Below are 22,208 nucleotides of genomic sequence, written 5' to 3' on the forward strand. Positions count from 1 at the left end.
TAGAAAAAGTACTTTACAAACTCATGAATAGAAAGTACTATTATATAAATTGTAGAGGCACTTGAGATCAACATGTTTAATGATATATTACACCAACCAATTAGAACTCAGATAATGACATATCTGTATTCTGTCAAAAAAGCTTCTTTTAAAGATATAAAAACTACCCTCAATATTACTGATGGTCATATGAGCACACACATGAAAGTTTTTATTAAGAATGAGTATGTTGATAGTAATAAATCATTCACGACAGGTAAACCATTAACTACCTATACTCTTACTGTTAAAGGTATGAGAAACTTCCTAGAGTACATTGATGAATTAGATAGAATTGTGAATTATATTAAGAAAGTATGAATTCTATGCTTGAATGTAAATATGCTAAGTTTTTACCAAAACTAATGTGGATAACTTATTGGTGCTATAAATTTTAAATCAAAAATCTTAAAATCTTTTTTCTGGCAGATGATTTTGATAGACCTAATGTTATATAATGAGACATTTGCGAAAAAGTCCCCTCCCCCTCTTTTATAATTCTGGGGAAGCTAGTTTTATAAATATTTGTTTTTTAAATTGAAAAATATTTTTATAATAGAAATATTGTATAAATTGAATACCTACAACTATTAGCAAGCAAAATGATGAAATTACTGATACTAGAGGCCAGTTTAAAAATATTCCACTACTAATATCACAAAGTTTTAAGATTAGTGATAAAATTAAAAAGTAGATACTAAATCCATCTGCTCTTTTTTGTTTAAAATTTTTATATATTTGAGGTAGCCAGTAGGTATTATATGCTACGCTACTAGCGACTCCAAAAATCAATAGAAATTCTTTGTTAATACTTTTTATAAAAGTTATCAGAAATATACATACTAATAAAAATATAAATATACAAAAAGTATGTAGTATCATCAGCCTATTTCTTTTGTCTGATAATATTTGTAATTGTTGAATAAATAGAAAACTTAAAAGTACTACAGCAACACAGATGTATTGCCACTGAAAATTAAAGCCTACAGCATATACTAGATCAAGGCAGTTCGCCACAATCATAAATGAATGTGTCCAAAGACTAATATTTACGGTTGTGTGCTTAAACTGATTATGAATAGTTTGTGGTATGAAATGAATAAAGTAAATTATTAATGAGATGTTTAAAGTTATATAGCCTATATTTTGCATTGTTGTGTATTCTCCTACTATTTTATTTGCAAATAATAGAAGTTTGATTGAGATTTATACTGAAAATATCAAACAAACTCCCTACGCTAATGTTAATTAGATCAGGTGCAAAGGGTCTGACAATAGTCATCTCAGCTGAAGAAACAGCACCCCTGTTGTTGCTTGATTAATATAGCATAACAATGCTAGAGATCATATATTTAATTTGTATATGAGTGCGTCGCTATAGCTACCATCTTTATATTTATAGTAATTTTTACGCATTGAAATTTGTTTGAAGCCAATTTTTTTATAAAGTGCTATCGCATGAGTGTTATTTACGGATACCTCTAAAAAAAGCTCAGATATTGATTTGGTTTTTAAGTTGATAATGCTATCGGCTAAAAGTTTATTTGCTAGTTTTTTATTTTGAAAAACTTTATCAACACAAATATATAGTAGCTCAGCAGTATCTAATATGCTACTAAATATAGCTACAGCAATTAACTTATTTTCACCTTTTATGGAATAAATGATGTGATTATGGTCAAAGCACTCAAAAATCTGTTTATCGGACCAATTTAGGTTTTTATCTGTATTTCTAATTAATGATAATACTTGAGAATAATAATTACTATTTAGTTGTAAAGTCAGCATACTGGTAGAGCTTTTCTAATATATGTTTTTTACTCGCAATACTAAGAATTTCTTTGTCATCAAGCAGGCAATTTTTAAAATCTATGTTTATATTATTATCTCTAGCTTGGTATTCACCAACATAAATATTTGTAGATGAGTTATAAAAAAGTTTTTCACAGATATTTTTTATAAAACTTATATTTTTTTCTTCAGCTATAAAAATGTTAATAATCTTCGAGCTTTCATTTTTGGTTGAGTAAATTAACCTTGATTCTATAGTCTTTGTTTTATTTATTGGCTCAATTTTAATATCTGGTAGTTGAGATTCTTTAGGTTCTGATTTGATTAAATCTAGTTCCTTTTTATCTTTTTCTACAAATGTAGGTTTTATTAACCAAACATCTATATCAAAAATTTCTTGAATCTCATTATCAAAACTCATTTTTATCTCTCTAGTTTATCGATTAGTTTTTTAGGGAAATCGTATGCACTAAGTTTTACACTTTTACGCAAATTATTTACATCTGCTGGAGATAATTCCATAGTTTTACCTCGAGACACAAATTTTGGTAGTTTAATATCCCCAAATCTAACTCTAGTAAGTCTACTAACAGTACATTCAACTGCTTCAAACATTCTGCGGACTTCTCGATTTCGTCCTTCTGATAATGTTACAGTATACCAAATATTAGCACCCTCACCACCAGCAAATTTGATAGTATTGAATTTTGCAACACCATCTTCTAATTGCACTCCAGTCTTAAGTTTTTCGATAGTTTCATCAGATAATTGCTCGCTTAAAATTCTAACAGCATATTCTCTTTCTATCTCATATGATGGATGCATAAGTCTGTTTGCTAGATCGCCATCAGTTGTAAACATAAGTAAACCAGTAGTATTTATATCTAAACGCCCTATCATAATCCAGCGAGCTTTAGCTAACCTAGGTAGGGAGTCAAATACTGTTTTTCGCCCTTTTTCATCTTTTGTTGTGCAAACTTCGCCCTCACGCTTATGATATATAACAACTCTTGGACGAGTCATTGGTTGACCATAAAGGTACAAAGCTTTGTTATCAAAACTTACTTTATCTCTATCTGAAGCTTTATCACCTAACTTAGCAACTTTACCATTTACTCTTACACGGCCTTGTTCTATAAATTCTTCAATTTTTCTACGCGAACCTATACCATACTTAGCTAGTAATTTTTGTAATCTTTCAGGTGTGGATTCTTCAGTTCCACGAGAATATCTATTGTTCATTTTACTCATTTATTATCCTTATCTTCTACATCTGCAAAAAATTTCTCCATTGAATCATCATTGAAATCATTTGATGAAAAGATCAATCTAACTTTTGCGGCTTCATTTTTATTGTTTGCGTATTCTGCTAATTTAAGCCTTAACTCGAGTATTCTTTTATTATTAAAAAATGCTTTGTTATTTCTCATTCCATAAATAATTCTATAGCAATCTTTGTATCTCTTTTTATCATAATACATTTCAGCAAGATGTAATTTTGCAGATAAAAAGTTTATTTGAAATTTATTTGCTCTTTCCATGAGTTTAAGAGCATCATCATCTTTGCCTTGAGCAGTCATACACTCAGAGTACAAAAATAAAGTTTGAGCCATATCATTATTATCTGACATATACAGGGATTTAGTAAATAATTCATCTGCATCGGCATATTTGTGTCTACTTTGACATAAAAATTGAGCATAAAAATTCATTGCTTGATAATTGTTTGGATGTTCATCTATTGCTTTTTGATAATGCTTTTCAGCTACAGCATTTGAACCAATTCTTTGATAATAATATCCTGAAGCATAATCAACTATTGCCTCATTATACCCATGATCTTCTTCAAGTTGTTTTGCTCTTATTAATCTATCTTTTGCCATATCAAGATAACCATCTTGAGTGTATGTTATAGTAAGTTCAGCATAAAGTCTGGCAGCTTCTTTATAGTTTGCTTTTTGATTATTATTTTCTGTATAAAAAGTATATTCAGAAGAGTCATTCCCATTAAGCTGTTGTTCATCTTTAGCTTGGGATTCATTATTGTTTTTATTTGTATTAGATTGAGGGGTCATACAGCTAGATAAAATACAAGTTATACTTGCTGTAGTTATTAATTTAAGAAATCTACTATTCATTAATTTCGCCTAATTTCTTTAAATATCTTTCTTTACGACTAGTTTTATCCATTACATCTCCTGCTAACTGGCCACAAGCAGCATCAATGTCATCGCCGCGAGTTTTACGAATAGTAGTTACAAAACCATGATTCACTAATACATCTTTAAATCTGTGAATTCTGTTATTACTTGGCTTTTTATAAGGTGTCCCAGGATATGGATTAAATGGAATGAGATTTATTTTAGCAGGAACTTCTTGAGATCTAAGTAAATCTACTAACTCTTGTGCAGACTCTGGAGAATCATTGACCTCATTCATAAGAGTATACTCAAAAGTTATTTGTTTATGAGGGCCTTTTTCAGCATAAAGTTTACAAGCATCAAGTAGTTCTTTTATGTTATATTTTTTATTAATTGGAACTATTTCATCTCGTAGAGCATCATCTGGAGCATGTAAAGAAACAGCTAAAGAAACACCTGACTGCTCAAGTAAATCATAGATTCTTGGCACAACTCCTGAAGTACTAAGAGTAACTTTACGGCGAGATAATCCGTAAGCCATATCATCCATCATGATGTCCATTGCTGGAACTACATTATCAAAATTCATTAGTGGCTCACCCATTCCCATCATCACAATGTTTGTAACTGTAAAATCATGCTCGCCATTATTTTTTGAAAGTGTTCTCGCAGCTATCCATAGTTGTGAGATAATTTCACCAACAGAGAGATTTCTATTAAATCCTTGTTTACCAGTTGAGCAAAAACTACAATTTAAAGTGCAACCTACTTGAGAAGATATACACAAAGTTCCACGCCCTTCTTCAGGGATAAATACGGTTTCAATAGCACTTCCACCAACATCAATTAGCCATTTATGTGTACCATCTTTAGATGCTTTACTAAAAACAACTTTTGGTATAGTAATATGTGAGACCTCTTTTAGTCTTGCTTTTAGGTTTTTACCAATATCTGACATTTGATCAAAATCAATAACACCTTTGCGATGAATCCATTTAAATACCTGTTTAGCATGAAACTTCTTTTCACCTAAAGATATAAAAAATTCTTCTAATGCTTTTTGATTAAAATCTAATAGGTTTATTTTTTCTTGTTGCATTTTATTTCTCTTATAATTTATCCGTTATAGCCCATGTCGCCAGGAACCAAATAGTCATTATCATTTGTTAGATTCGCAAAACTAGCAAATTGACCATCAAATCTTACATTTACTTTACCAATTGGTCCATTTCTTTGTTTACCAATTATAATTTCTGCAAGATTTTTGTTATCTTCACTATCTTTATTATAGACCTCATCTCTATAAATAAACATAATCAAATCAGCATCTTGCTCAATTGCGCCAGATTCTCTAATGTCTGACATCATTGGACGGCGATCTTTACGATCATCTACACCACGATTTAGCTGCGATAATGCTATAACTGGGACATTTAATTCCCTAGCAAGTGCTTTTAATGAACGCGAAATCTCAGAAACCTCGAGTGTTCTGTTTGTTTCATACCCAGGGATTTTCATCAGCTGAAGATAATCCACAAGAATCATTGATAAACCATCATTATCATTGTAGAGTCTACGAGCTCTTGAACGCATTTCAGCTGGAGATAATGATGATGTATCATCAATATATATTGGCATATCGCGAAGTTTGCCAAAAGCTGAGCTTATTTTTACCCAGTGAGAATCATTCATTTTGTTACATTCTTGTAAGAGATTTAACTCTACTCTAGCTTGAGTGGCTAGCATTCTTGTAACAATATCTTCAGCTGGCATTTCTAAACTAAATATAAGAATAGGCTTATCAGCAGATTTTGCTATATTTTGAGCTATGTTTATACCTAAAACAGTTTTACCCATCGAAGGTCGTGCTGCTATGATATTTAGAGTTGAATCTCTTAAGCCAGAAGTCATACCATCAAGGTCTATAAACCCTGTAGATGAACCAACTAAACCAGAGCCTGAATCTACTACTGCATCCATTCTATCTATAAGTTTTGGAATAACAGTTTTTATAGATTCTGGACCTTTAGCTACAGTTTCTCTATCTTTAGCTATATCAAGGATCCTACTTTCTGCATAATCAATTACTTCATCAGGATTTTTTGAATCAGCAGAATAAATTTTTTGAATAATATCATTGATACTATCTTGTAAACTACGTAATTTTGCTTTGTCTTTTATAATTTCAGCATAAGTTTTAATGTTTGCAATAGATGGTGTATTTGCTACTAAATCTATAATATAAGATTCTCCACCAGCTTCATCAAGAAGCCCATCAGTTGCTAGATATTCGCTGATAATGATAACATCAAAAGGTGTATTTGCCTGGTTTAAAACACAAAGTTGCTTATATATAAGTTTGTGTCTTTTATCATAAAAATCATCAATTAAAAGCTGGTCTTCTACTAGTTCAATATTGCTATTATTTAAAAGTATATTACCTAGAACTGCTTTTTCAGCATCTAATGAATAAGTAGTCTCAGCTGCTTTGAATTGTTGTTCCATGAGAAATCCTTTTTTTATATACAAAAAAACCATGCTACTAACATGGTTTTTATATTATATATAAAGTTGTGAATTTAAGATATAAATTTGTTGATCAGTTTATAGAAAAACTAACCTTCAGCAGCTACTACTTTTACTTTGATGTCTGCATCAACATCAGTGTAAACATGTACAGTAAGTTCAAATTCACCAGTAGTTCTGATAACACCTTCAGGCATACGAACTTGGCTTTTAGAAACTTCTACGCCACTGTTTTTAGAAACTGCTTCTGCAACTTCAGCTGTACCAACAGAACCAAATAGCTTACCACCTTCACCAGCTTTAGCAGGGATAGTGAACTCTTTTTCGTTAATAGTTTCAGCAGTAGCTTTAGCAGCATCAAAACGAGCTTTTTCAGCTTTTTCTAAATCAGCTTTTTGCGCTTCAAACACTTTAACATTAGCTTCTGTAGCTTGAACAGCCTTACCGAAAGGGATAAGTAAGTTTCTAGCATAACCAGGTTTAACATTAACTACATCACCTAAAACACCTAGGTTTTCAACTTTTTCTTTTAAAATAACTTGCATTGTAATCTACTCCTAGAAATTAGTTAAAGTGACGATCACAGTATGGTAATAACGCTAAAAATCTTGCTCTTTTGATAGCTGTTGAAAGCTGTCTTTGATATTTAGCTGAAGTACCAGTTACACGACTAGGTACGATTTTACCAGTTTCAGTAATATACGCTTTTAGAGTACTTACATCTTTATAATCAATTTCTTTTACACCGTCTACTTTAAAACGGCAAACTTTACGACGACTCATTTTATATCCCCTTATTAAATAACTTCTTTTTCACTAGCTTCCATCATGATAGATGCATCTGTAATAGCTTCATCTTTTGAAAGTACTAAACGACGCAATACAGCATCATTATACTTAAGAGAAGTTTGTAGTTTTTCTAGTGATTCAGTACCACACTCTACATTAAACATAACGTAGTGAGCTTTGTGAAGCTTCTCTATAGGGTAAGCTAACTGGCGACGACCCCAGTCTTCGAATCTATGGATTTTACCACCGTTACTTTCGATGATTTCACGGTATTTACCTAGCATAGAATCAAGCTGATCTGATTGATCAGGATGAATCATTAACACGATTTCATAATGTCTCATTTTTCGTAAACTCCTTACGGTTTATCATTAATCTATTTTACACTGATAAGCTATATGTATTTGTATATAGCAAAGAGCGAAGAAAATTATACTAGCTAGGGGTTTAGAAAGCAAGTTTTATTTGTGTCTACAAGTATATCTCTCTTTGTATATCTTATAGAGATAGTCAATATATAAAAACTAAAGAAAAATGAAATACTCATGCAGACGGGTATCTTTTTAAGCATCTAGAAAAATGAAATAAGTCTTACCTTCGTTGGAATTACAAGATGTTTATGTTGAGATTGATATTATATAGTTGATGACATTTTTCTTTATAATTAGTTATAATATTCTTATACATCCGTATCGGTATTAAGTATCTATAATATTAAAGGTAAACCTATGCAACAAAATATTAACAAATTTGAGAAATTTCTAAATCAACTACAAGCTTCTATTACCTCAAAGCTAGAGTCTTGTGAAACTAATGATGCTAGATTTATTAGTGACAAATGGGAAAAGCCAAATACTCCAGAGCAAAAGCTTAAGGGTTACGGTAATTCAATGATAATCGAAGGTGGTGAAATTTTTGAAAAAGGTGTGGTAGCTTTCTCAAAAGTAAATGGAACTGCCCTACCTCCTTCTGCAACAAACAAACGCCCAGAGCTTGCGGGTAAAAAATTTGTCGCAACTGGAGTATCTTTAGTTATACACCCTCGCAACCCTTTTGTGCCGACTTCTCATGCTAATTTTAGATTATTTATGGCAGGTGCTGACACTGATAATCCAATATGGTGGTTTGGTGGAGGCTATGATTTAACGCCATATTATCCTCATAAAGAAGATGTTATACACTGGCACAAAGTTGCTAAAGATGTTTGTGATAAACATCATAACGACTATTATCCTAAATTTAAAAAATGGGCAGATGATTATTTTTACTTACCACATCGCGATGAGTGCCGAGGAGTTGGAGGATTATTCTTTGATGATTTGAATGATAAAACTTTTGAAGAATGTTTTAAGTTTGTGACAGAATGTGCAAACTCATTTGTAGAAGCATATATTCCAATTATAGAAAAAAGGAAAAATACTCCTTTTACACAACAGCAAAAAGATTTTCAGCTTTATCGTAGAGGTAGATATGTAGAGTTTAATCTTGTGCTAGATAGAGGTACTATTTTTGGCTTGCAAAGTGGTGGTCGTACAGAGTCTATACTCTCATCAATGCCACCAATGGCAACTTGGAAATATAATTATCGCCCTGAAGAAAATTCAGATGAAGCTAAAGTTTATGATTACATAAAACCAAGAGACTGGTTAAAAGGTTAAGAAAATATTTGTAAGAATTAATCCTTATTTCAATCGTCGCTTTTAGTTTTTTTATCTGTAGAGATGATATCATCAATTTCATCTTCAATAACTTTTTCTATATCTTTATTAAATGCACCAACTATATAGATAATTAAAGCTACACCAACTATTAAAATAAATACTTGAGAGTATCCACCATCTGCGATAGATAGTATTGCTAAAACTATTACTATTAAAGATATAATCTTAGATAGTAGATTTTGCATACTAAATTTCCAAGTCTTACAAGCACCTTTTTTAAATGTATCTAATGTTTTCTTTTGAAAATCATTCATCTTTATAACTCCTATTTTTACGATTTAAAACTTTAATATGTAAATACATATTGTCAGTAATTGTAGATGCTAAAAAGAGTAACTTCAAACTATTTGTATTTAATCTTCCAGCAATTATGGATATTTTTATTAGATAAAAAATCACGAGATAAGCATTTTTCATCAATATTTTCACAATTATATCTATCTAAAACTTCTTGGGACATTTTAAAGCGGCGATAATTGTTTGAAAAATATAGTACGCCATCTTTTGTTAGAGAGTTCATAGCAAGATTAACTAGCATTTCATGATCTCTTTGAACATCAAGAGTGTCATCCATTCTTTTTGAATTTGAAAAAGTTGGAGGATCTAGGAAAATTACATCAAATTTTTGAGTGTTTGATTTTAACCACCCTATACAGTCAGACTGGATAAATTCATGCTTAGAAGCATCAATGTTATTTAAAGTAAAGTTTCTCTTACCCCAATCTAGGTATGTGTTAGACATATCTACACTAGTGGTTTTAGCTCCTTTTAAAGCAGCATGAACACTAGCAGTACAAGTGTAACTAAAGAGATTTAGTAGAGATTTGTTTTTAGACTCTTTTGCGACAATTTGTCTAATTTTACGATGATCTAAAAATATACCTGTATCTAAATAATCTTCAAAATTCACATAAAACTGTGCATTTACTTCATTTATTACGAAGAAATTATTTTGATTATCTTCTTTTTGGTACTGATCTTTACCTTTCTGGCGTTGGCGTACTCTAGTATGGATATTTTCATACGCAATACCTAAAGTTTTATGGATCTGATAAATAGCTTGATAAAATCTTTGTTTAGCAATATTTTGATCAATAGTCGCATCAGCACGGTACTCTTGTAAAAATACATTTTCATTATAAATATCTACAGCAAGTGAAAAAGTTGGAATATCTGCATCATAAAGTCTATAGCATTCTATACCTGTCTGCTTTAGCCATGGTTTTAGATTTTTTAGATTTTTTTGAAGTTTATTACCAAAATCTATGTGTTCATCAGATTTAGCCGCAGCATTTTCTGCAATACGAATATTTTTCTCAAGCTGAGATTCATGTTTAAATACAGCGTGTTTATTTATATCTATCTGATAAAGAATAGTTTCAATAGCACCATTGTAGAATTTATTTCGTTTTGTAGTGCGAAGTTCCATTTCTTTAATACAATCACTAAAGCTTGTCAAAATTGCGACTTTCCAGCCACCAAAATCCTCACCTAGAGTATGACCAAATGCGTTGAAAATATCTAAAAGCTCATCTATTTGATTACTATAAAGTCTTTCACCGTACGGAGGGTTTGTAACTATAAGACCAGCACTCTCAAATACATTTTCAATATCTCGAATATCTTGTCTTTTAATATTCACCACATCATCAACATCTGCTTGATAGATATTTTTTTCAGCTTTATCTAAAACATTATTATCGATATCATAGCCTTGAATAATAGCGTTTGTAGGTTTTACAGCTTTTTGTGCTTCTAGCATTAGACTGCTAAAAAGTTCTTCATTGTGAAGTTTTGAATCAAATATTTTAAATGATTTATTTAGTAATAATGGAGCAATATTTTTTGCTATTAAAGCGGCTTCTATAAGTATAGTTCCTGAGCCACACATCGGATCTACAAGTATCGGCTGCTCTTTTTGTAGTTCATCTAACCACCCTGCTTTTAGTAATATAGCAGCAGCTAACGACTCTCTCAATGGAGCTTCTGCTTGATGTTGTCTATAAGTGCGTTTATGTAAACTATCAATATTTAAACATAAAAAAACATTTACAAAATGCTTATTAAGATGAAGTTTAATTATATTATCAGGGTTTTCAGTCTCAATGTTTGGACGTTCATTTGTTTTATGTCTAAACTGATCAACTATAGCGTCTTTAGTTTTTTGTGAAACAAACATAGTGTTGTTAAAATCATAATGTTTGCCTGATACTGCTATTTTGAAGTTTTTATCTACATCAAAGTAAGTATCCCAGTGAATATCCGAGATAAAGTTATATAGCTCTTCTTGTGTTTCAACTTTTTGGGTCGCTATTTTTAGCATCACTTGGCTAGCTAAACGAGAATGTATACAGGCTTTATAAGCCTGTTCAAGTGTACCTTCAAACTCAACACCTGCTAGCTTTTCATAAGCTACAATGTCTAGTCTTGCTAATTCTTCTTTTAGGAGTATTTCTAAACCTTTTGCACAGCTTGCAAAATATGTATTTATAGTCATTTAATTTTGATTGTAAGTATTATAACTTCAATGATATAGCAAATATGTTAAATAACAAATATAGACAGCTTATTTAGATAAATTAGCATGAAGTTAGTTATTTAATTGCTCTAATTTTTCAAGGTTTTCTAGCCACTCTGCTTCTGTTCCTTCTAGTTGAGTTTTTATCTGAGCATGTTTATCGAGAATTTCTTGTAGTTTAATTTTGTCATTATACAGCTCTTGATCTTCAAGTGTTTTTTCCATTTCTGAATTTTGTTTTTGAAGCTTATCGATAGTTCTCTCTAATTTTTTTATTTTATCTTGAATAGGTTTTTGTTGTCTTCTTTGATTTGAAGTGAGTTTTGTTTTTTCTTTTTTTTCAGTTACTACAGCTTTTTTAGGACTGTTCTCATTTTTTTTGACCTCAAGAATATATTTATAATAATCTTTCATATCACCATCAAAAGGTTTAACAGCCCCTTCGCCTACTAGCATATATTCATCTACTGTTGATTCTAGTAAGAACCTATCATGAGATACGAGTATAATAGCTCCCATAAAACTTTGTAATGCTACAGTAAGAGCTTCTCGAACACCTATATCTAAATGGTTTGTTGGTTCATCGAGCAATAAGAAATTAGGTTCTTGATAAACAATCATAGCCAAAGCTAAGCGTGCTTTCTCACCACCAGAAAATGTACCTGTTTTTGCCAGAGCTTTGTCACCAACAAAGTTGAAGCTTCCTAAGAAGGTTCTAAGTTTTTGCTGAGTTGCTTTAGGATCTAATCTTTGCATTTGTAACAAAGGAGATGCATCCATATCTAGCACATCTAAAGAATGTTGTGAGAAATAGCCAACTTTAAGGTTGGGATGTTTTTCCATCTCTCCAGATAAAATGTCAATTTCACCAATCAGTGACTTGATTAATGTTGACTTACCAGCACCATTTAGACCTAGCAAGCCAATACGCATATCATTATAGATGCCTAAGCCTATTTTTTGTAATATAGTTTTCTCTCCATATCCTAAATCAGCATTTTGTAAGCTTACTAAAGTACCACCAAGCTCTTTAGTTTCTTTAAACTCAAAACTAAAATCTGACTCTGATTTAACAGACTCAACTCTTTGGATTTTATCGAGCATTTTCATACGACTTTGAGCTTGTTTAGCTTTTGATGCTTTTGCTTTAAACCGATTAATAAAGCTTTCTAAATGATCAATATGCTTTTGTTGTTTATCAAAGCTTTTCTGTTGGAGGATCTTCTGCTCATACGATTGCTTTTCAAAAGATGAGTAATCACCGGTATAGCTAACTACTTGTCTTTCATCAATATGAAAAATCTGCTTAACAACATTATCCAAAAATATTCTATCATGTGAAATAAGTAGTAGAGAGCCTTTATACTCTTGTAAATATTGCTCAAGCCATAAAACCGCATCTAAATCTAAATGGTTTGTAGGTTCATCAAGCAGTAAAATATCTGACTCTTGTAATAACGCTTGTGCTAAGTTTAGCCTAATCTGCCAACCACCAGATAACTCTTTAACTTGTTGATCAAGTTGAGCAGTATTAAAGCCTAAACCTGATAATAGTTTACCAGCTTGAGCTTCTATACTATAACCACCAAGTGACTCGTATTCTTCATGATAATGAGAATAATCAACAAAGTTTTCAGTAGCTAAAGCATTAGACATCTTTTGTCTTAGATCTTTTACAAATGCAACACCATTAGCAACATAGTCTATAACCTTTACATCAAAATTATCAACATCTTGCTTAACGGTAACTATACGAGTATTTTTAGCAATTTCAAGGTCACCTTTATCAGGTACTATATTGCGCTGGATTAGGTTGAAAAGAGTGGTTTTACCTGTACCGTTTTTACCAACAAGACCAATTTTTTGATTTTGAAATATAGAAAAGTTGATGTCATTGAATAGTTCTTTTACATCTACTTGGTATGAAACATTTTTGAAGAATATCATTGATTATTGTATTTATAACTAGTTAGAGCTAGATTATATATTAAAGCTATATAGAAAAATATAAATGAATGAAATAGAAATTATTTAATCAAGTATTTGACAGTTAACATTAACAAATAAAGGGATATAAAAATTAGAATAATTCTGAACTATTTGGTGTCCTTGCTCATTCCATATATTTGGAAGTTCAAATCCATTTACATTATTGACATATTCAAAGACAAAGCTTAAGTTGTTGGTATTATCACTCTCATTTAATTCCTTAATGTCAGGATGAATTTTAGGAGCATAACTCATAAATAAGTTTTTACCTTTTTGTTTTATAGTACTCCATGGAGCTGGAACTTTATAGATAACACCATTATCTTGCCATTCACCCAATAAAGAATCTGAAGATAGCAATTTCACATCATAACTAAATGGAGAAATATAAACGGTATACCATTTATTATGATTTTCATTATAGTAAAAACTAGCTTCATTAGTAGCAGGAAGACCCTCGATTGACTTTAAATTACTTTTTAGGAGAGGTGTTTTGTCAGAATAGTTCTGCCAACTATTTTTTCCTTTAGTTAGAAATTCAATCTTTTTAAAGTCGGCATTTCTTATACTCTCGGTAGAAATTCTCGCAACATATAAGTTAGATAATAATGAGTTTTTTGAATCAATACCAAAAATATAAACATAATCATCGGCCCCATTAACTATAGATACATTCCATTTTAATTCACTAAATTCTTCACTGAAATCAAGCAGCTTATCAATATTATATAGTTTATAGTTCCAATCATTAGGCGCATCGTTTGGGTTATCAATTACAGCATATACTGTATCAAGAATTTCAAAAGAAGTATCTGTGTTTATTATAGTTGCAAGGCCAAGCATTAATTTATAATCACTTTTAGCACCGCTTAAAATCCAGAAGTACTCATCTTTTGTAGTACCCTCCGGCTTAAAAAACTCTGTAGGGTTTCCAAATTCATCTTTTTTAAAGTTAAAAGACATTTTAATATCATTAGAGTCTGAAGTATCCATAATTCCTATTGAGTCATGGATGAAGTATTTATAATCTTTATTTTGTATATATTTACCTAAAAGAGTATCACCAAAAGTCCATATATATTTATTATCAGCAATTTTGATTGAATTATCATTATCTCCGCCTAACCATTGAGTTAAAGAAGTCCCTTTATTATGAAATATTTTTTGGTACTGATTAGTTTGTGTAAATTCCTTTGACTCACATTTTAATGTATAACTATATGAGCTAGTTATTGTTAATAAAAATATAGTACTACAAGCTAGTTTATTCATTTTACTCATTAGTAAGATAAAGTCTATATTAATTATATCACTTTTTAGAGATTTAAAATTAAAGCTATAAGCTCTTGTAGATATTTTAAAGTATAATAAACCTATATTTATTAGTTTAATAAAACATAAACAATGATGGAAATAGTTACTGTTTTGTATAATGAATTTGAAACCTTAGATGTCTTTGGGCCAATAGAAATACTTGGAAGTTTTAAAGATATTTTTAAACCTGATTATTATTCTCTTGACGGAGGAGTGGTTACAAGTAGCCAGGGTGTAAAAATAGATACACAAAAGCTTTCTGGTGTAACTTCAAATGGTTATATACTTTTTGTGCCAGGAGGCGTCGGAAGCCGAGAGTTAATTTATGATAAACAACTTGTAGATACACTTTCTAAGCTAGCAGTAAAAGCGAAATATATATTTACTGTTTGTACTGGATCTTCGTTATTTTCTCAAACAGGCTTACTTGATAATAAAAATGCTACTTCAAATAAAAAAGTAATGTCTTGGACTAAATCTATAGCTCCAAATGTTAATTGGGTGGATAAAGCAAGATGGGTAAAAGATGGCAATATTTACTCAAGTTCCGGTGTTAGTGCTGGTATGGACATGAGCTTTGGTTTTATCAGTGATTTACTTGGATATGATATAGCTAAACAAAAAAGCATAGAGGTAGAATATAACTGGCAAGAAGATTCAAATATAGATCCATTTTTTGAGTTTTACCAGTAAATCAGATGAGTATAATTAGAAAAATAATTCACATAGATATGGACTACTTTTTTGCTCAAGTTGAAGAGAAGTCTAATCCAAATCTAGCTAATAAGCCTTTTGCTGTCGGCAGTACAAATCCTAAGAGAGGTGTTATCTCAACTTGTAACTATATCGCTCGTAAATATGGTGTTCATTCTGCAATGCCTACCTCTATAGCACTACAAAAATGCCCAAATTTGATACTTTTAAACTCAGATTTTGCTAAATATATCTCCGCTTCAAAACTTATAAAAGAAGTTTTTTATTCTTTTACAGATAAAGTTGAGCCATTATCTCTTGATGAAGCGTATCTTGATGTCACTGATGTATCACTATATAAAAATAGCGCTACTTTAATTGCAAAAGCTATCCAACAGAAAATATATCAAAAAACTGGATTAACTGGTTCTGCTGGAGTTGCTCCAAACAAATTAATCGCAAAAATCGCAAGTGATATAAATAAACCAAATGGAATCTGCGTAATTACACCTGATAATTTAGATGATTTTGTAAAGGACTTGCCTGTAAAAAAGCTTTTTGGAGTGGGTAAAGTCTCTCAAGAGAAATTAAAAAATCTAGGTGTTGAAACATGCTCTGAACTTCAAAAACTTAACTTAAACACATTGATAGAAAAATTTGGTAAATTTGGTAATAATCTATATAACTATTCTAGAGGGATAGATGATCGAGCTGTAAACCCTATTCGTATTCGTAAATCTGTAAGTGTTGAAAATACATATCAGCAGGATTTACAGACTTTGGATGAGTGCTTAAAAAAACTTCCTGAGCTATATGAGAAACTTACTAAAAGATTAACCCCCGAATACGCTAAGCAAATTGTAGGTGTTATAGTTAAATTTACAGATAATAAGTTTAATAAAACTAGCATAAATCGTATATCAAAAAGCCAAAACATCAAACTCTTTGAAAATTTGATTGCTCAATTATATGAAAAACAAAATTACCCTATTCGACTTATGGGTATTGGTGTACGGCTTGGTGAGACTGATGATAAACAAATGGAGTTATTTTTATAATTAATTTAGAGCAAAATTATCAATCAAACGAATTTTTTCTATCATAAAGGCATATAGTCTTCTACCACCTATATCATTTATATATATAATCTCAACATTAGATGTAAGTTCATTAACCTTTTGGGTTGCAATATCTGCATTTTTTTCTGAGTGAATGATATTAGACACTTTGCTTGCTAGTTCAACACCTTCGTTTGATAGTCTATTGTTACGAGAGCTCATAGCTAAGCCGGAGCCTAAACGAACTGTTTTACATGGGATGATATTTACATCTAGGAAAAAAGCTGAAACCATTTCTTGTATCAATTTCAACTGTTGGAAATCTTTTTCTCCAAAATAAGCATTCTTAGGTTTTATAATATTTAGTAATTTCATCACTACTGTAAGCATTCCATCAAAATGCCCTTTTCTACCACCTTCACACTCTGTTGCAAAATTTGATGTACAAGTTATACGAAAATCTAAATTTTCATGGTACATGTTTTCAGAAGAAGGTAAAAATACACAGTCAACTCCTAACTGCTCAGCAAGCTCTAAATCATTTTTTAGTGTTTTAGGGTAGTTATTGAGATCATCTTTATTATTAAACTGTGTAGGGTTTACAAATATACTTAATACAGTAATATCATTGTCTCTTATACTTTCTTTAAGAAGTGAACCATGTCCTTCGTGGAGATTGCCCATTGTTGGTACGAATCCTACATGAAAATCCCTATTAATGTTTCTTAGATAATCTTGAATATCATTAATAGATTCGAAAACTTTTATAGCTTTTTTACTCTTATCCGTAGGTATCGTAGTTTCAAAACTATGTTTAGAACATGGAAAAACTCCGGATTTTACCTCTTCACAAAATTTGTTTATAGCAGTTTTGACCTGACTTTCTCCTTGCATATATTTTTTTACAAATTTAGGTAGGAAATCCATATTTAAACCAAGCAAATCTTGTAGAACTAAAACTTGGCCATCTGTTTTATTACCAGCACCTATACCAATAGTAGCTATTGTTAACTCTTTAGTAATTCTTTCAGCAACATCTGTTGGTACACACTCTAGTACTATGCTAAAACACCCTGCTTTTTCTAATCTTTTAGCTTGATCAAGTAATATATTGGCACTTTCTTTTGTCTTGCCTTGAACTCTATAGCCACCCAGTGTATTTACAAATTGTGGTGTTAATCCAATATGCCCCATTACAGGTACACCAGAATGCACAAGGTGATTTATATATTCTTCATTGCCTTCGACACCTTCAAGTTTTATAGCATTTGCTCCAGCTTGCATCAGCTTCATAGTAGCCGTGTTTAATAAGTCTAAAGATCCTCGGTATGACATAAAAGGCAGATCAGCAACTACAAACTTTTTATTAACACCATTAGCTACCGCTTTAGTGTGCAAAGCCATCATCTCGATATCAGCACAAAGTGTATCTTGTTCTCCATGCATAGTCATTGCTAGACTATCACCTACTAATAAGCAGTCTACATCTGTAGTCTCAAAAATCTTAGCAAAACTATAGTCATAGCATGTCACAAAATTTATTTTTCTTTTTTCTGCTTTGAACTTTTGAAAATCATGTATTTTCATAATCGTATCCTAATTACTTTTTAGTTTGGTTTTCTAGATTATAAAAATCTAAAAATGCTTTATAAATTAACTTGAAGTCATCATTATTAAGACTATTTAAGTTCGTTTCAATTGTCTTAGTATCATTTCTTATAAATGGTCCAGTTAAGGCTGAGAACACATCATTTTGGATATTATTTGTAGTTGTTTCTAGATAGTAATGTACTTTATCAAAAGGAACATCAAACTCTTTCATCATCCGCTCTGCAAATGCTTGCCATAGTATGGTGGTAAAATTATTAGCACCTACACACAAAGCATGATAGTAAGCCTTTTTACTAGTATCTATAGGGTAGTTGGGGTTAGATAAATCAGGAAATATATCATTAAATGATAGTTGTAACTCATTGTTATCATAGAAAAAACATATTTTTCTATACTCATTGAGAGAGTATTTGGCTTCTTTTGTGAAGCTTTGTAACGGATGAACCCCAATTATTCCCTTAGATGCTAAAGAGCCTGAACAATGTATGGCTAGTTTGTCGCTATTAGGGTGCTTTATGATTTCACTTAAATACTTATTAGCAAATGCTTCAATAGCATTATCATTAATCAGAAGTAAAATACGATTGGCTTTTTTTACTTTGTTATTTAAGTCTTCGATTGAATTATCTTTACGAGACCAAGTTTCGAAAATCAAGTTTTGAAGACTAAAATAATGTGCCATATGACTGGCTAGCCTGCCATTACCTATAAATAGATAGCTTAATGATTGTTGCATATTAACTAGCTTTTTTATTTATTGAAGAGTCTATATAACCTTTAATTTCTTTTATTTCATTAGCTTCATCAACAAAAACTAGTTTAGGATTATGATTTTCTAATGCTTTAGCTTTATATGACGCATAAGACGCTACTATAATAACATCACCTTTTTGTACATGTCTTGCAGCTGCACCATTTACACACATCTCACCTTTTTCACCAAGTATTACATAAGTTGCAAACCTACTACCATTGTTGCAGTTATAAATCTCAACTTTCTCAAAAGGTAGAAGGTCTGCTTGCTCACATAAGTCTTTATCAATACTTATAGATCCATAGTAGTTTAGGTTAGCTTCTGTGATAGTAGCCATATGAATTTTTGATTTTAGCATAGTTCTTTTCATAGCAAATATTATTATGTATTTTAAATGTAAACAACATACATAAAATGTGGTGTAGTAGCAAGCTTAAAAGCTTTTTGCATCACTAATTTTTCACAGGAATTTATTTTACTTTACTCAAGTATGGCTCTTTATTTATATGATCTTTAAGTCTTTTTTACACCATCAATCATAAACCATTGCCCCATTTGCTTAGGCTTTGAAAATACTACATCATGCTCTTTAAATACTTCTTGAACTTCATCGACTTGATTTTCTATGATCCCTGATAGTGCTAATTTACCACCCTGTTTTAGACTACCAGCTATATTCTCCACTAAGCTTATGAGTATATTTGAAAATATATTTGCTACCACCAAATCAAATTTTTGAGTCGGAGAGTTATCACTAAAGTGAGTTTTATCTGCTACATTATTTTCTAGAGCATTTTTTTGTGATGATTCGATAGAGTTAGGATCAATATCTATGCCTTCAGCATACTTAGCACCTAGCTTTATAGCACCAATAGCAAGTACACCAGTACCACAGCCATAGTCTAAAACTGTAGTGTTTTTAGATACATTTTCTTCAAGCCATTCTAAGCACATCTTAGTAGTTTCATGATTACCACAGCCAAATGCTATACTAGGATCTACAATGATATATGTCTTTAGAGTATCAGTCGGAGGCTCTCGCCAATTTGGATAAACGACTATATTTTTACCAATTTCGATTGGCTCATAGTCATATAACCAAGCTGCTTCCCATTGCTGATCTTCTATAATCTCATAGTTTATTTGATCTTGTGTAACAGTGCTTATATCTTTAGTTAAATTTTTAAGAATTTGCTCAATATCATATTTAAACTCATATAATACTGTAAGCTTAGATTCATTATCGGAGTGTTCGGTATTTGTAATCGATCCAGCTGAGTTTTCAAAGAGATATTCTTCTATAGTTTCTAATTGTTTATTGTCTACTATAAATTCGATCTGATGCCATTTTTGCATGATTTATGAATTTTTTTTAATTTGAGTAAATATTATACACTGATGTTAGGCACATTCTAAACATACCTTAGCTTTTTGATGAACTAGTTATGGTTTGTTGATTATACAAACATTAAATAATTACTTTATTTTTAGTTATTTGCCCAAAACAATCTTTGAGCATCTTGATCTGGTCTAAACTCATTATTTCTTGAGTCAATATATTCACCACGTTGTGAGTTTATGAACTCTCTATCTGGTGGTACATAAGCAGAACCTTCTGCTCTTTCTTCAGAAACTTCTGGGCCGTTATACATAGCATAAGGATCTGCTGGTCGCATAAATGCATAACTCATCACACAACTTAGTAATCCTGCCGAGACTAAAATAGTTTTTTTCATAATATACCTCTAAAAGTTACTACTGCTAACATATAACATTATACCTTTTAGAAGAGATTAATTGCTATATTTCTCAATCAATTTTAAAACAACATATATAGCACCACTTATAATCGCTGAAACTATACATACCTTCAATGCAATGGGGAATAAATTAATAAAGATAGTAATAATACTTACTATTATTAAAACTCCGAAAAATATTGATAGAAACTTATCCATTCTAAAACTCCTTTATTTTATAACAATCTTTGCAAACTTTCGTTTACCAACTTGAAAAACATTTTCTGTTCCCTGCCCAAATAATGCTTTAGTATCCACTAACTTTTCACCATCAATTTTAACAGCACCCTGTTTAATCATACGGTTTGCTTCAGAAGTACTAGCTACAAGACCTGCTTCTTTTAGCAAATTTGCTATTGGTAATTCACCTGTATTTAATTCTACAGTATTTATGTCATCTGGTATCTGATTTTTTTGAAATCTTTGTACAAAATCTTGATATGCTTTTTCAGCCTCTTCTTTTGAGTGAAATCTTTCGATTAATTCTTGAGCTAATTCAATTTTGATATCACGAGGGTTTTTACCATTTTCAACATCAGTTTTTAGTTTAGCTATAGTTTCTAAAGATTTAAAACTTAAAAGCTCATAATAACGCCACATCAACTCATCAGATATAGACATGATTTTGCCAAATATTTCATTAGCAGGTTCTTCAATACCTATATAGTTCTGGCTTGATTTGGACATTTTTTTAACGCCATCAAGACCTTCTAAAAGAGGCATTGTGATTATGATCTGTGCTTCTTGATTATTTTGTTTTTGAAGCTCTCTGCCCATAAGAAGATTAAATTTTTGGTCTGTGCCACCAAGCTCAATATCTGCATTCATGGCAACAGAATCATAACCTTGTACTAGCGGATACAAAAATTCATGTATTGAGATAGATTGCCCACCCTTGTAACGCTTAGAAAAATCATCTCTCTCAAGCATTCTGGCTACTGTAGAGTTTGAGGCAAGTTTGATCATATCTGAAGCAGACATCTCGTTGAACCAGTCACCATTTCTACGCACGATAGTTTTTTCTTTATCAAGAATTTTAAAAACTTGTGTTGTATAGGTTTCAGCATTAGATGCTACTTCCTCAGCAGTAAGTGGCGGTCTAGTTGTATTCTTACCAGTAGGATCACCAATTTGCGCGGTAAAATCACCTATCAAGAAATGTATTTCATGACCTAAATCTTGAAGCTGCTTAAGTTTATTGATAACTACAGTATGTCCTAAGTGAATATCAGGAGCTGTAGGGTCGCAACCAAATTTTATGATTAGAGGTTTATTCTTCTCAAGCTTTTTTATAAGCTCAGCTTCAATAAGGACTTCATCAGCCCCTCTTTTTATAATTTCTAAAGTTTCTTTTATAGAAGGCATTTAGTCTTTTATACTATATGTTTGATAAAGCAAAATTATATCATAAAACACTTTTATAGCTGTAATAAAACCTTATACTTATTAAGCAAACAATATTATA

24 protein-coding genes, 1 pseudogene and 1 riboswitch are annotated in these 22,208 nt (G+C 31.1%); of the genes and pseudogenes, 4 read left to right on the forward strand and 21 right to left on the reverse strand.

Going from position 1 to position 22,208, the window contains the following annotated elements; all coding sequences use genetic code 11:
- The first annotated feature begins 72 nt into the window (after positions 1–72).
- Complete coding sequence (locus FLM55_RS00765; protein WP_178947562.1) at positions 73–360, forward strand: transcriptional regulator; 288 nt, start codon at positions 73–75, stop codon at positions 358–360.
- 171 nt (positions 361–531) lie between these two features.
- On the opposite strand, the gene FLM55_RS00770 is transcribed toward FLM55_RS00765, so the two are convergent.
- From FLM55_RS00770 to rpsF, 10 genes are all read right to left on the reverse strand, one after another.
- Entirely contained in the window at positions 532–1,191 is a 660-nt protein-coding gene (locus FLM55_RS00770; protein ID WP_178947563.1) for a PQ-loop repeat-containing protein, read from the reverse strand.
- Between the two features lie 60 nt (positions 1,192–1,251).
- A riboswitch (TPP riboswitch) is annotated at positions 1,252–1,355 on the reverse strand.
- 28 nt (positions 1,356–1,383) lie between these two features.
- Positions 1,384–1,827 carry a GNAT family N-acetyltransferase gene (locus FLM55_RS00775; RefSeq protein WP_178947564.1) on the reverse strand — a complete coding sequence of 148 codons (444 nt, stop codon included), beginning with the start codon at positions 1,825–1,827 and terminating at the stop codon, positions 1,384–1,386.
- Positions 1,805–2,251, reverse strand: coding sequence for a hypothetical protein (locus FLM55_RS00780; RefSeq protein ID WP_178947565.1), 447 nt, complete (start codon positions 2,249–2,251; stop codon positions 1,805–1,807). Before FLM55_RS00780 ends, FLM55_RS00775 begins: the two co-directional genes overlap by 23 nt.
- A 2-nt stretch (positions 2,252–2,253) precedes the next feature.
- A complete protein-coding gene (gene rluB, locus FLM55_RS00785) occupies positions 2,254–3,072 on the reverse strand; it encodes a 23S rRNA pseudouridine(2605) synthase RluB (protein WP_256868926.1) in 819 nt (272 codons plus the stop codon).
- A 5-nt stretch (positions 3,073–3,077) separates the two neighbouring features.
- Positions 3,078–3,968, reverse strand: a complete 891-nt coding sequence (locus FLM55_RS00790; RefSeq protein WP_178947567.1) for a pilus assembly protein PilF — start codon at positions 3,966–3,968, stop codon at positions 3,078–3,080.
- Positions 3,961–5,070, reverse strand: coding sequence for a 23S rRNA (adenine(2503)-C(2))-methyltransferase RlmN (rlmN, locus tag FLM55_RS00795; RefSeq protein ID WP_178947568.1), 1,110 nt, complete (start codon positions 5,068–5,070; stop codon positions 3,961–3,963). The genes FLM55_RS00790 and rlmN overlap by 8 nt, the downstream gene beginning before the upstream one ends.
- 17 nt (positions 5,071–5,087) lie before the next feature.
- Positions 5,088–6,476, reverse strand: coding sequence for a replicative DNA helicase (dnaB, locus tag FLM55_RS00800; RefSeq protein ID WP_178947569.1), 1,389 nt, complete (start codon positions 6,474–6,476; stop codon positions 5,088–5,090).
- 110 nt (positions 6,477–6,586) lie between these two features.
- Positions 6,587–7,042: a 50S ribosomal protein L9 gene (gene rplI, locus FLM55_RS00805; RefSeq protein ID WP_112870038.1), complete on the reverse strand. Its 456-nt coding sequence runs from the start codon at positions 7,040–7,042 to the stop codon at positions 6,587–6,589.
- A gap of 19 nt (positions 7,043–7,061) precedes the next feature.
- Positions 7,062–7,280, reverse strand: coding sequence for a 30S ribosomal protein S18 (gene rpsR, locus FLM55_RS00810; protein ID WP_178947570.1), 219 nt, complete (start codon positions 7,278–7,280; stop codon positions 7,062–7,064).
- Positions 7,281–7,294: 14 nt separating this feature from the next.
- On the reverse strand, positions 7,295–7,630 hold the full coding sequence (gene rpsF / locus FLM55_RS00815; protein ID WP_112870036.1) for a 30S ribosomal protein S6: 336 nt from the start codon (positions 7,628–7,630) through the stop codon (positions 7,295–7,297).
- Between the two features lie 384 nt (positions 7,631–8,014).
- Between rpsF and hemF the strand changes: the two genes are divergently transcribed.
- On the forward strand, positions 8,015–8,944 hold the full coding sequence (gene hemF / locus FLM55_RS00820; RefSeq protein ID WP_178947571.1) for an oxygen-dependent coproporphyrinogen oxidase: 930 nt from the start codon (positions 8,015–8,017) through the stop codon (positions 8,942–8,944).
- A gap of 29 nt (positions 8,945–8,973) precedes the next feature.
- On the opposite strand, the gene FLM55_RS00825 is transcribed toward hemF, so the two are convergent.
- The 4 genes from FLM55_RS00825 to FLM55_RS00840 all read right to left on the reverse strand — a co-directional run bounded on the left by FLM55_RS00825 (position 8,974) and on the right by FLM55_RS00840 (position 14,786).
- Positions 8,974–9,261, reverse strand: a complete 288-nt coding sequence (locus FLM55_RS00825; RefSeq protein WP_178947572.1) for a hypothetical protein — start codon at positions 9,259–9,261, stop codon at positions 8,974–8,976.
- A gap of 89 nt (positions 9,262–9,350) precedes the next feature.
- On the reverse strand, positions 9,351–11,504 hold the full coding sequence (gene rlmKL / locus FLM55_RS00830; protein WP_178947573.1) for a bifunctional 23S rRNA (guanine(2069)-N(7))-methyltransferase RlmK/23S rRNA (guanine(2445)-N(2))-methyltransferase RlmL: 2,154 nt from the start codon (positions 11,502–11,504) through the stop codon (positions 9,351–9,353).
- 93 nt (positions 11,505–11,597) lie between these two features.
- A complete protein-coding gene (locus FLM55_RS00835) occupies positions 11,598–13,472 on the reverse strand; it encodes an ABC-F family ATP-binding cassette domain-containing protein (protein ID WP_178947574.1) in 1,875 nt (624 codons plus the stop codon).
- Positions 13,473–13,556: 84 nt separating this feature from the next.
- On the reverse strand, positions 13,557–14,786 hold the full coding sequence (locus FLM55_RS00840) for a DUF4185 domain-containing protein (protein WP_178947575.1): 1,230 nt from the start codon (positions 14,784–14,786) through the stop codon (positions 13,557–13,559).
- A gap of 132 nt (positions 14,787–14,918) precedes the next feature.
- On the opposite strand from FLM55_RS00840, the gene FLM55_RS00845 reads away from it, so the two are divergent.
- Together FLM55_RS00845 and dinB are read left to right on the forward strand one after the other, a co-directional pair.
- Complete coding sequence (locus tag FLM55_RS00845; protein ID WP_178947576.1) at positions 14,919–15,521, forward strand: DJ-1/PfpI family protein; 603 nt, start codon at positions 14,919–14,921, stop codon at positions 15,519–15,521.
- Positions 15,522–15,526: 5 nt separating this feature from the next.
- Positions 15,527–16,579, forward strand: coding sequence for a DNA polymerase IV (gene dinB, locus FLM55_RS00850; protein ID WP_178947577.1), 1,053 nt, complete (start codon positions 15,527–15,529; stop codon positions 16,577–16,579).
- Here the strand turns inward: dinB and panC are convergent, their stop codons facing one another.
- The 7 genes and pseudogenes from panC to tyrS all read right to left on the reverse strand — a co-directional run bounded on the left by panC (position 16,580) and on the right by tyrS (position 22,108).
- The gene (panC, locus tag FLM55_RS09450) at positions 16,580–17,374 is read right to left on the reverse strand and encodes a pantoate--beta-alanine ligase (protein WP_256868927.1); all 795 of its coding nucleotides are present in this window, start codon (positions 17,372–17,374) and stop codon (positions 16,580–16,582) included.
- Between the two features lie 6 nt (positions 17,375–17,380).
- A pseudogene (gene panB, locus FLM55_RS09455) lies at positions 17,381–18,166 on the reverse strand (3-methyl-2-oxobutanoate hydroxymethyltransferase); the annotation flags it as partial.
- 13 nt (positions 18,167–18,179) lie between these two features.
- Complete coding sequence (locus FLM55_RS00860) at positions 18,180–18,926, reverse strand: DUF2520 domain-containing protein (protein ID WP_178947579.1); 747 nt, start codon at positions 18,924–18,926, stop codon at positions 18,180–18,182.
- 1 nt (position 18,927) lies between these two features.
- Entirely contained in the window at positions 18,928–19,302 is a 375-nt protein-coding gene (gene panD, locus FLM55_RS00865; protein ID WP_256868889.1) for an aspartate 1-decarboxylase, read from the reverse strand.
- A gap of 155 nt (positions 19,303–19,457) precedes the next feature.
- Positions 19,458–20,300: a 50S ribosomal protein L11 methyltransferase gene (gene prmA, locus FLM55_RS00870; protein ID WP_178947581.1), complete on the reverse strand. Its 843-nt coding sequence runs from the start codon at positions 20,298–20,300 to the stop codon at positions 19,458–19,460.
- Positions 20,301–20,431: 131 nt separating this feature from the next.
- Positions 20,432–20,680 carry a hypothetical protein gene (locus FLM55_RS00875; RefSeq protein WP_112870025.1) on the reverse strand — a complete coding sequence of 83 codons (249 nt, stop codon included), beginning with the start codon at positions 20,678–20,680 and terminating at the stop codon, positions 20,432–20,434.
- A gap of 234 nt (positions 20,681–20,914) precedes the next feature.
- Positions 20,915–22,108, reverse strand: coding sequence for a tyrosine--tRNA ligase (tyrS, locus tag FLM55_RS00880; protein WP_178947582.1), 1,194 nt, complete (start codon positions 22,106–22,108; stop codon positions 20,915–20,917).
- Between the last annotated feature and the right edge of the window lie 100 nt (positions 22,109–22,208).

This window comes from Francisella sp. Scap27, from assembly GCF_013394105.1.
Classification (GTDB): Bacteria; Pseudomonadota; Gammaproteobacteria; order Francisellales; family Francisellaceae; genus Francisella; species Francisella adeliensis.

Coding starts and splice junctions, on each gene's coding strand:
- FLM55_RS00790 (WP_178947567.1), bottom strand. CDS start 3,968: ATGAATAGTAGATTTCTTAAATTAATAACTACAGCAAGTATAACTTGT.
- panD (WP_256868889.1), bottom strand. CDS start 19,302: ATGCTAAAATCAAAAATTCATATGGCTACTATCACAGAAGCTAACCTA.
- FLM55_RS00825 (WP_178947572.1), bottom strand. CDS start 9,261: ATGAATGATTTTCAAAAGAAAACATTAGATACATTTAAAAAAGGTGCT.
- rlmKL (WP_178947573.1), bottom strand. CDS start 11,504: ATGACTATAAATACATATTTTGCAAGCTGTGCAAAAGGTTTAGAAATA.
- FLM55_RS00840 (WP_178947575.1), bottom strand. CDS start 14,786: ATGAATAAACTAGCTTGTAGTACTATATTTTTATTAACAATAACTAGC.
- dnaB (WP_178947569.1), bottom strand. CDS start 6,476: ATGGAACAACAATTCAAAGCAGCTGAGACTACTTATTCATTAGATGCT.
- FLM55_RS00775 (WP_178947564.1), bottom strand. CDS start 1,827: ATGCTGACTTTACAACTAAATAGTAATTATTATTCTCAAGTATTATCA.
- FLM55_RS00845 (WP_178947576.1), top strand. CDS start 14,919: ATGATGGAAATAGTTACTGTTTTGTATAATGAATTTGAAACCTTAGAT.
- rpsR (WP_178947570.1), bottom strand. CDS start 7,280: ATGAGTCGTCGTAAAGTTTGCCGTTTTAAAGTAGACGGTGTAAAAGAA.
- dinB (WP_178947577.1), top strand. CDS start 15,527: ATGAGTATAATTAGAAAAATAATTCACATAGATATGGACTACTTTTTT.
- rluB (WP_256868926.1), bottom strand. CDS start 3,072: ATGAACAATAGATATTCTCGTGGAACTGAAGAATCCACACCTGAAAGA.
- rpsF (WP_112870036.1), bottom strand. CDS start 7,630: ATGAGACATTATGAAATCGTGTTAATGATTCATCCTGATCAATCAGAT.
- prmA (WP_178947581.1), bottom strand. CDS start 20,300: ATGCAAAAATGGCATCAGATCGAATTTATAGTAGACAATAAACAATTA.
- tyrS (WP_178947582.1), bottom strand. CDS start 22,108: ATGCCTTCTATAAAAGAAACTTTAGAAATTATAAAAAGAGGGGCTGAT.
- FLM55_RS00770 (WP_178947563.1), bottom strand. CDS start 1,191: ATGCAAAATATAGGCTATATAACTTTAAACATCTCATTAATAATTTAC.
- FLM55_RS00860 (WP_178947579.1), bottom strand. CDS start 18,926: ATGCAACAATCATTAAGCTATCTATTTATAGGTAATGGCAGGCTAGCC.
- FLM55_RS00765 (WP_178947562.1), top strand. CDS start 73: ATGTTTAATGATATATTACACCAACCAATTAGAACTCAGATAATGACA.
- rplI (WP_112870038.1), bottom strand. CDS start 7,042: ATGCAAGTTATTTTAAAAGAAAAAGTTGAAAACCTAGGTGTTTTAGGT.
- FLM55_RS00875 (WP_112870025.1), bottom strand. CDS start 20,680: ATGAAAAAAACTATTTTAGTCTCGGCAGGATTACTAAGTTGTGTGATG.
- rlmN (WP_178947568.1), bottom strand. CDS start 5,070: ATGCAACAAGAAAAAATAAACCTATTAGATTTTAATCAAAAAGCATTA.
- FLM55_RS00835 (WP_178947574.1), bottom strand. CDS start 13,472: ATGATATTCTTCAAAAATGTTTCATACCAAGTAGATGTAAAAGAACTA.
- FLM55_RS00780 (WP_178947565.1), bottom strand. CDS start 2,251: ATGAGTTTTGATAATGAGATTCAAGAAATTTTTGATATAGATGTTTGG.
- hemF (WP_178947571.1), top strand. CDS start 8,015: ATGCAACAAAATATTAACAAATTTGAGAAATTTCTAAATCAACTACAA.